Origin of the sequence: Pseudoalteromonas sp. SIMBA_162 (assembly GCF_046535955.1) — a bacterium.
Lineage (GTDB): Bacteria > Pseudomonadota > Gammaproteobacteria > Enterobacterales > Alteromonadaceae > Pseudoalteromonas > Pseudoalteromonas marina.
Genome location: NZ_JAWJBQ010000569.1, coordinates 1 through 264, shown reverse-complemented (window position 1 = coordinate 264; position 264 = coordinate 1). Strand labels below are relative to the sequence as shown.

General features: G+C 64.8%; 1 pseudogene. It reads left to right on the top strand.

The features are described 5' to 3' along the window. Nucleotides 1-246 (top strand): annotated as a pseudogene (locus R0J88_RS20955) (hypothetical protein); the annotation flags it as partial. Nucleotides 247-264: the final 18 nt, after the last annotated feature.

The following is a 264-nucleotide window of genomic DNA, read 5'->3' as shown; positions in this document are numbered from 1 at the left end:
CCCAGCATCGAACTGCCGTGGTCGGCGCTGACCAAGGCCCTGCATGAGCCCGCTGTGTGGGTGGTGGGCGAGGGCGACAAGGTGGAATTGCGCAAAGTCGACGTCAGCCGTTACCTCACCGGCAAGATTGTGGTCGCCAGCGGCCTGAAGGGCGGCGAAACCGTGGTGGTCACTGGCGGGCAGTTGCTGCACCCCGGCATGCAGGTGCAGAAGGTGGACGCCAAAGCCCAAGGGGGTGAGCTATGAAACGCCTGCTGCTGATGC